The sequence below is a fragment of the Stenotrophomonas sp. GD03877 genome, assembly GCF_029840555.1.
GTDB classification, from domain to species: Bacteria; Pseudomonadota; Gammaproteobacteria; order Xanthomonadales; family Xanthomonadaceae; genus Stenotrophomonas; species Stenotrophomonas geniculata.
The window spans coordinates 256,513-263,675 of sequence record NZ_JAOCCT010000001.1 but is presented as its reverse complement, the minus strand read 5'-3'; the positions used below and the strand labels follow the sequence as shown (position 1 = coordinate 263,675).

Sequence of the window (7,163 nt, the reverse complement as noted above, 5' to 3'; positions counted from 1 at the left end):
CGCCCACAGCGCCAGCAGCACGAACCACACGCCCGACCACATCGGCATGGTCAGGCCCAGGAACGTCCAGTCGATGTTGCCGCAGTTGCCGGTACCGGTCAGCACGGTGCGGAACACTTCCAGCGGGCCCATGGTCTCGCTCAGGAAGGCCAGCGGCGGGCCACAGGTGGAACCCATTTCCGGCGGCAGCATCTGCACGTAGACGTGGCGCGCGGCGATGCCGACGCCCACTGCGGCGGCAATGAAGGCCAGCACGCCATAGGTCGCGCGGCCGGGACGGTTGGAAGGCCCGTGCAGTGCACCGATCAGGAACAGCAGCCCCAGCGCGGCGAAGGCCAAGCGCTGGAAGATGCACAGCGGACACGGCTCCAGGCCCATCTTCAGCTGCAGGAAGATCGCGTAGCCGAGCAGGCCCGCGCAGATCAGGAAGCCCAGGAAGAACTGGGCGCGGAAGGGCCAGCGCAGTGGATTCATCGTCAACGCTCGAATGGATCAGGCGCCAAGCGTAACCGAGAGTGCGCGCCGTCTGAACCACCACAGGTGACGCCTGTCGGAACGGTGTGGGTCGCATTGTGCCGCAGGTAGCGCCGGGCCATGCCCGGCGAGCGTAGCGGATACGGAAACGCCGGGCATGGCCCGGCGCTACCAGAACGCAAAAGCCCGGCAGAGGCCGGGCTTTCGCTGTGTCGCGTTGGAGCAGTCCGATTACTCGGCCACTTCCTCGGCCACGACCGGACGGTCGACCAGCTCGACGTAGGCCATCGGCGCGTTGTCGCCGGCGCGGAAGCCGCACTTCAGCAGACGCAGGTAGCCGCCCGGACGGTTCGCGTAGCGCGGGCCCAGGATGGTGAACAGGTTGCCCACGGCTTCGTTGTCGCGCAGGCGGGCGAAGGCCAGACGGCGGTTGGCGACGGAGTCGACCTTGGCCAGGGTGATCAGCGGCTCGGCAACGCGGCGCAGTTCCTTGGCCTTCGGCAGGGTGGTCTTGATCAGCTCGTGCTTGAACAGCGAGGCAGCCATGTTCTTGAACATCGCTTCGCGGTGGGCGCTGGTGCGGCTGAACTTACGGCCAGACTTCTGGTGACGCATGGTGATATTCCTTGGTTAATGATGAGGCTGTGCGGATCGTTGTCGCCTTCCTGGCGTTGCTGCGCGGACTGCGGTTGGTCCTGGCCGCCCGTCCTGGACGACCTGCCCCGCGAACCTGCGGTTCGTCGTGGCATGTTGTGTTGCGTTGAAGGCCCCACCGCGAACGGTGGAGCCTTCAGGCATTACCGATATCAGCCCAGCATGCCGTGGCTGGCGACACCGGCCGGCGGCCAGTTCTCCAGCTTCATGCCGAGCGACAGGCCGCGCTGAGCCAGCACTTCCTTGATCTCGGTGAGCGACTTCTTGCCCAGGTTCGGGGTCTTCAGCAGCTCCACTTCGGTCTTCTGGATCAGATCGCCGATGTAGTAGATGCTTTCAGCCTTCAGGCAGTTGGCCGAACGCACGGTCAGCTCCAGATCGTCGATCGGGCGCAGCAGCACCGGATCCACGCCGTTGTTGGCCGGCTTCGCCGCACCGCGGTCGCGGTGGGTGAAGTCACCGAACACCGACAGCTGGTCGCTGAGGATGTCGGCGGCGGTGCGCACGGCTTCCTCGGCGTCGATGGTGCCGTTGGTCTCGATATCGATGACCAGCTTGTCCAGGTCGGTACGCTGTTCGACGCGGGCCGCTTCAACGGCATAGGCGACGCGGCGGACCGGCGAGAACGAGGCATCCAGGACCAGGCGGCCGATGGCACGGGTTTCTTCGTCCGGACGACGACGCGCGGCAGCCGGCTGGTAGCCGAAACCACGTTCGATCTTCAGACGCATGTTGATCGCCGTATCCTTGGTCAGGTGGCAGATCACGTGTTCGCCGTTCAGGATCTCCACATTGTGGTCGACCTTGATATCGGCAGCGGTGACAACGCCCGGGCCCTGCTTGGACAGGGACAGGGTGGCGCTGTCGCCGGAGTGCATACGGATGGCCACGTCCTTCAGGTTCAGCAGGACTTCGAGCACGTCCTCCTGCAGACCTTCGACCGTGGTGTACTCATGCAACACGCCGTCGATTTCGACTTCCGTGATGGCGAAGCCCGGGATGGACGACAGCAGCACGCGACGCAGGGCATTACCCAGCGTATGCCCGTAACCCCGCTCCAAAGGTTCGATAACGACCTTTGCACGGGTGTCGGTAAGGCGTTCGATCTGCGGACCGCGAGGACGCAGAACCTGGTTGGCGGTAACCGTCATGTTGCGGGTTCTCCTAGTGAACCCCCGGCCGTCGCCGGGGGCTCTCCAATGTGAATTACTTCGAATACAGCTCGACGATCAGCGCTTCGTTGATGTCCGCAGGCAGATCCGAACGATCCGGAACAGCCTTGAAGATGCCGGTGAACTTGCCGGAATCCACTTCAACCCACGACGGGCTCAGGTCATGCTGGGCGGCGACGGTCAGGGCTTCCTGGACGCGCAGCTGCTTGGCAGCCTTTTCAGACAGGGCGATGGCGTCGCCAGCCTTGACCTGGTACGAAGCCAGGTTGACCGACTTGCCATTCACGGTGACGCCGCGGTGCGACACCAGCTGACGGGCAGCCGGACGGGTCACGGCGAAGCCCATGCGGTAGACGACGTTGTCCAGGCGGGTTTCCAGCAGCTGCAGCAGGTTCTCGCCGGTGTTGCCCTTCTTGGTCGAGGCCTTCTTGTAGTAGTTGCGGAACTGACGCTCCAGCAGGCCGTAGATACGCTTGACCTTCTGCTTTTCACGCAGCTGGGTGGCGTAGTCGGACAGCTTGCCCTTGCGGGCAGTGGCGCCGTGCTGGCCGGGCTTCTGCTCCAGCTTGCACTTCGAGTCCAGCGCACGCGCCGGGCTCTTCAGGGACAGGTCGGCGCCTTCGCGACGGGCGAGCTTACAGGTAGGACCGATATAACGAGCCATTTCTTATCGCTCCCTTTAGACGCGACGCTTCTTCGGCGGACGGCACCCGTTGTGCGGGATAGGCGTCACGTCGATGATGTTGGTGATCTTGTAGCCGACGTTGTTCAACGAACGCACGGCCGACTCACGGCCCGGACCCGGGCCCTTGATGCGGACTTCCAGCGACTTCACGCCGTAGTCCAGCGCAGCACGACCGGCCTTTTCAGCAGCCACCTGGGCAGCGAACGGGGTCGACTTGCGCGAACCGCGGAAGCCAGCGCCACCGGAGGTCGCCCACGACAGAGCGTTGCCCTGGCGGTCGGTGATGGTGACGATGGTGTTGTTGAACGAAGCGTGGACGTGGGCAACGCCGTCGGTGACGACGCGCTTGATCTTCTTCTTGGTCTTAGCAGCGGGCTTAGCCATTTCTCAGTCCCTTACTTCTTGATCGCCTTGCGCGGACCCTTGCGGGTGCGGGCGTTGGTACGGGTGCGCTGGCCACGCAGCGGGAGGCCACGACGGTGACGCAGGCCGCGGTAGCAGCCCAGGTCCATCAGGCGCTTGATCGCGATGCCGATCTCACGGCGCAGATCGCCTTCCACGATGTACTTGCCGACTTCGGCGCGCAGGCGCTCGATTTCCGGCTCCGACAGATCGCGGATCTTGGTGGTCGAAGCAACGCCTGCGACTTCGCAGACCTTCTTCGAACGGGTACGGCCGATGCCGTAAATGCTTTGCAACCCGACCCAGACGTGCTTCTGGGCTGGCAGGTTGACGCCTGCAATACGCGCCATGACGCGGTTCTCCAGCTGAGTGATGGCCGACAGCGCGCCTCGGGCACGCCAATCCGGCAGGATGGATCAAAAAAGTGAACTAGCGATACTAACAAGGTTCCGGTTTACATGGAAGCCCGTGAAACCATTGGTTTCATGAACCCGGCCTGGGGAGTGTGCCCAGGCTCCGGCGCCGGATGGGGTTGGACCTGGGGTTTCCCCCGGAGCCGCCCGCGCTACTCCAGCGCGGGACCACCTCATCACACCCCCACCCGGAACCGCTGCGGGGGCCGCCCTTCGTTTGTGTGGCCGGAGTCCGCGAAGCGGAGGGACCATCACGTCAGGAAGACGAAAGTATAACAGGCCAATCAGCCGCGGGCAAAACCGCCGCGGTTGCCGCCCTTCAGGTTGGCCTTCTTCAGCAGGCTCTCGTACTGGTGGGACATCAGGTGCGCCTGCACCTGGGCGATGAAGTCCATCACCACCACCACCACGATCAGCAGCGAAGTACCGCCGAAGTAGAACGAGGCGTTCAGCTGCGTGCGCATCAGTTCCGGCAGCAGGCAGACGATCACCAGGTAGGCCGAGCCGGCCGCGGTCAGGCGGGTCAGCACGCCGTCGATGTAGTCGGCAGTGGCCTTGCCCGGACGGATGCCCGGAATCAGCGCGCCCGACTTCTTCAGGTTGTCGGCGGTTTCCTGCGAGTTGAACACCAGCGCAGTGTAGAAGAACGCGAAACCGGTGATCAGCGCAGCGAAGACGATCATGTGCAGCGGCTCGCCCGGGCCCAGCGCGTTGGCGACCTTCTGCAGGACCTGGCCGAAGCTGCTCTGGTTGGCGGCCTGGCCGGACCACATGGCCAGGGTGGCCGGGAAGGCCAGCAGGCTCGAGGCGAAGATCGCCGGGATGACGCCGGCCATGTTGAGCTTCAGCGGCAGGAACGAGGTCTGGTTCATGTACGCATTGCGACCGCCCTGGCGGCGCGCGTAGTTGACCGTGATCCGGCGCTGGCCACGCTCGACGAACACCACGAAGAAGGTGAAGGCGAGCACGACGATGGCGATCAGCAGCAGCTGGATGAACTGGATGTTGCCGTCGCGGTAGGCATCGAAGGTGTGGATGATCGCACCCGGCAGGCCAGCGACGATACCGGCGAAGATGATCAGCGACACACCGTTGCCGATGCCGCGCTCGGTGACCTGCTCACCGACCCACATCAGGAACATGGTGCCGGCGGTCAGCGCGACCACGGCGGTGAGCACGAAGCCCATGCCCGGTGCGTACACGACCGGAGCGCCCGACGGCGAGACCTGGCCCTGCAGGGCCAGCGCGATCGAACCGCCCTGCACCACTGCCAGCAGCACGGCGCCGATGCGCGAATACTGGGTGATCTTGCGGCGGCCGGACTCACCTTCCTTCTGCATCGCCTTCAGGGCGGGGAAGATGTGCACGGCCAGCTGCATCACGATCGATGCCGAGATGTACGGCATCACGTTCAGCGCGAAGATGCTGAAACGGTGCAGGGCGCCGCCCGAGAACATGTTGAACATGTCCACGATGCCGCCGCCCTGCTGTTGCATCATGGCAAGCATGGCATCGGGATTGACGCCCGGCACCGGCACGTAGCAGCCGATGCGATAGACGATCAAAGCCCCGACGACGAACAGCAAACGTTGGCGAAGTTCAGTGAACTTGCCCATTCCGCCCGCGAGGTTACCGATGCCAGCTTGCGCCATGATTTTCTTACTCCGTTACGCTGCCGCCGGCAGCTTCGATCGCGGCCTTGGCACCCGCCGTGGCAGCGATACCCTTCAGGGTGAACGCCTTGGTCACTTCGCCCTTGACGACGACCTTGGCCTTCTTCGCAGTGCTCGGGACCAGCTTGGCAGCACGCAGGGCGGCGAAGTCGATCTCACCGGCCGGCAGCTTGTCCAGCGCGTACAGCAGCACTTCAGCGGTGTCCTTGGCGATCGGCGAACGGAAGCCGATCTTCGGCAGACGACGCTGCATGGGGGTCTGGCCGCCTTCGAAGCCAGCCTTGATCTTGCCGCCACCCTTACGGGCGAACGAACCCTTGTGGCCGCGGCCGGCAGTCTTGCCCAGGCCCGAGCCGATACCGCGACCGACGCGGGTGCGCTCGGTGCGGGCGCCCGGTGCCGGGCTCAGTTCATTGAGACGCAGAGTCATGATCGATTACTCCTCAACCTTGACGAGGTAGTGAACGGTGTTGATCAGACCGCGAACCTGCGGGCTGTCCTTCAGTTCACGCACATCGTTGAGCTTGTTCAGACCCAGAGCACGCACCGACAGGCGGTGACGCGACTGGGTACCACGCAGGCCGCGCACCAGGCGCACCTTCACAGTCTTGTTGGACTCATTAGCCATGGTTGAGTTCCTCCACCTTCTTGCCGCGCTTGGCCGCGATGCGGGCCGGCGACTGCGCAGCAGACAGGCCCTTCACGGTGGCACGCACCAGGTTGATCGGGTTGCGCGAACCGGTGGCCTTGGCCAGCACGTTCTTCACGCCAACGGCTTCCAGCACGGCGCGCATGGCACCGCCGGCGATGACGCCGGTACCTTCCGAAGCCGGCTGCATGAACACGCGGGCTGCGCCGTGACCATCCTTGATGGTGTGCCAGAGGGTGCCGTTGTTCAGGTCAACGCTGACCAGGTTCTTGCGGGCCTGCTCCATCGACTTCTGGATGGCGACCGGCACTTCGCGGGCCTTGCCATAGCCGAAACCGACCTTGCCTTCACCGTCGCCGACCACGGTCAGGGCGGTGAAGGTGAACTGGCGGCCACCCTTGACGGTCTTGCTGACGCGGTTGACCGCGACCAGCTTTTCGATCATGCCGTCGTCGATCTTCTCTTCGCGGTTACGGTCGCGATCGCGACCCCGCTGCTGACGCTCTTCTGCCATGTTGATTCCTTGGTTGTTTGGGTATGTACGGCTCGAGGCCGCTTATGGTTGTGGAATGTCGCGTTGTTCCGGTGGACCACTGCAGAAGAGTGGCGCCGTCCCGCCTCACTCAGGCGGGCGAGCAGGCGGGCAGGAGACCACAGGTCCCCTGCCCTTATCCCTTAGAACTGCAGGCCGGCTTCGCGGGCGGCTTCTGCCAGGGCCTTGATGCGGCCGTGGTAGCGGTAGCCCGAACGATCGAAGGCAACCTTCTCGATGCCGGCGGCCTTGGCGCGCTCGGCAACGATGCGGCCGACCTTGGCGGCGGCGTCGGCGTTCTTGCCGTTCTTCAGGCCTTCCATGACGTCGGTCTGGGTGGTGTTGGCGGCAGCCAGCACCTTGGAACCGTCGGCGGTGAAGACCTGGGCGTACAGGTGCTGGCCGGTGCGCAGCACCGACAGGCGGGCGACGCCGAGCTCACGGATGTGGGCGCGGGTCGACTTGGCGCGACGCAGGCGGGCGATGTTCTTGTTCATGATGTTTTTCCT

The 7,163-nt window shown here is 64.4% G+C and carries 11 protein-coding genes; all 11 read right to left on the bottom strand.

Going from position 1 to position 7,163, the window contains the following annotated elements; all coding sequences use genetic code 11:
- The coding region (locus tag N5D20_RS01225; protein ID WP_279941254.1) for a disulfide bond formation protein B at positions 1-474 on the bottom strand (474 nt) is incomplete at its 3' end.
- A gap of 231 nt (positions 475-705) precedes the next feature.
- Complete coding sequence (rplQ, locus tag N5D20_RS01220) at positions 706-1,089, bottom strand: 50S ribosomal protein L17 (protein ID WP_005408217.1); 384 nt, start codon at positions 1,087-1,089, stop codon at positions 706-708.
- Positions 1,090-1,280: 191 nt separating this feature from the next.
- Complete coding sequence (gene rpoA, locus N5D20_RS01215; protein ID WP_010483975.1) at positions 1,281-2,279, bottom strand: DNA-directed RNA polymerase subunit alpha; 999 nt, start codon at positions 2,277-2,279, stop codon at positions 1,281-1,283.
- Between the two features lie 55 nt (positions 2,280-2,334).
- Complete coding sequence (rpsD, locus tag N5D20_RS01210; RefSeq protein ID WP_004145446.1) at positions 2,335-2,964, bottom strand: 30S ribosomal protein S4; 630 nt, start codon at positions 2,962-2,964, stop codon at positions 2,335-2,337.
- 15 nt (positions 2,965-2,979) lie between these two features.
- Positions 2,980-3,369: a 30S ribosomal protein S11 gene (gene rpsK / locus N5D20_RS01205; RefSeq protein ID WP_004145443.1), complete on the bottom strand. Its 390-nt coding sequence runs from the start codon at positions 3,367-3,369 to the stop codon at positions 2,980-2,982.
- Between the two features lie 11 nt (positions 3,370-3,380).
- Positions 3,381-3,737, bottom strand: coding sequence for a 30S ribosomal protein S13 (rpsM, locus tag N5D20_RS01200; RefSeq protein ID WP_004154500.1), 357 nt, complete (start codon positions 3,735-3,737; stop codon positions 3,381-3,383).
- Positions 3,738-4,084: 347 nt separating this feature from the next.
- The gene (gene secY, locus N5D20_RS01195; RefSeq protein WP_005408215.1) at positions 4,085-5,452 is read right to left on the bottom strand and encodes a preprotein translocase subunit SecY; all 1,368 of its coding nucleotides are present in this window, start codon (positions 5,450-5,452) and stop codon (positions 4,085-4,087) included.
- Between the two features lie 7 nt (positions 5,453-5,459).
- Positions 5,460-5,903 carry a 50S ribosomal protein L15 gene (rplO, locus tag N5D20_RS01190; RefSeq protein ID WP_004154498.1) on the bottom strand — a complete coding sequence of 148 codons (444 nt, stop codon included), beginning with the start codon at positions 5,901-5,903 and terminating at the stop codon, positions 5,460-5,462.
- A 6-nt stretch (positions 5,904-5,909) separates the two neighbouring features.
- Positions 5,910-6,101 (bottom strand): 50S ribosomal protein L30, encoded by a 192-nt coding sequence (gene rpmD / locus N5D20_RS01185; protein ID WP_004154497.1) that lies wholly within the window; start codon positions 6,099-6,101, stop codon positions 5,910-5,912.
- Positions 6,094-6,636 carry a 30S ribosomal protein S5 gene (gene rpsE / locus N5D20_RS01180; RefSeq protein ID WP_005408213.1) on the bottom strand — a complete coding sequence of 181 codons (543 nt, stop codon included), beginning with the start codon at positions 6,634-6,636 and terminating at the stop codon, positions 6,094-6,096. The genes rpmD and rpsE overlap by 8 nt, the downstream gene beginning before the upstream one ends.
- A gap of 161 nt (positions 6,637-6,797) precedes the next feature.
- On the bottom strand, positions 6,798-7,151 hold the full coding sequence (gene rplR / locus N5D20_RS01175) for a 50S ribosomal protein L18 (protein WP_010483976.1): 354 nt from the start codon (positions 7,149-7,151) through the stop codon (positions 6,798-6,800).
- Between the last annotated feature and the right edge of the window lie 12 nt (positions 7,152-7,163).

Bases quoted from the DNA above. Each gene is read 5' to 3' on its own strand.
- rplQ (WP_005408217.1), bottom strand. From the start codon at position 1,089: ATGCGTCACCAGAAGTCTGGCCGTAAGTTCAGCCGCACCAGCGCCCAC.
- rpoA (WP_010483975.1), bottom strand. From the start codon at position 2,279: ATGACGGTTACCGCCAACCAGGTTCTGCGTCCTCGCGGTCCGCAGATC.
- rpsD (WP_004145446.1), bottom strand. From the start codon at position 2,964: ATGGCTCGTTATATCGGTCCTACCTGTAAGCTCGCCCGTCGCGAAGGC.
- rpsK (WP_004145443.1), bottom strand. From the start codon at position 3,369: ATGGCTAAGCCCGCTGCTAAGACCAAGAAGAAGATCAAGCGCGTCGTC.
- rpsM (WP_004154500.1), bottom strand. From the start codon at position 3,737: ATGGCGCGTATTGCAGGCGTCAACCTGCCAGCCCAGAAGCACGTCTGG.
- secY (WP_005408215.1), bottom strand. From the start codon at position 5,452: ATGGCGCAAGCTGGCATCGGTAACCTCGCGGGCGGAATGGGCAAGTTC.
- rplO (WP_004154498.1), bottom strand. From the start codon at position 5,903: ATGACTCTGCGTCTCAATGAACTGAGCCCGGCACCGGGCGCCCGCACC.
- rpmD (WP_004154497.1), bottom strand. From the start codon at position 6,101: ATGGCTAATGAGTCCAACAAGACTGTGAAGGTGCGCCTGGTGCGCGGC.
- rpsE (WP_005408213.1), bottom strand. From the start codon at position 6,636: ATGGCAGAAGAGCGTCAGCAGCGGGGTCGCGATCGCGACCGTAACCGC.
- rplR (WP_010483976.1), bottom strand. From the start codon at position 7,151: ATGAACAAGAACATCGCCCGCCTGCGTCGCGCCAAGTCGACCCGCGCC.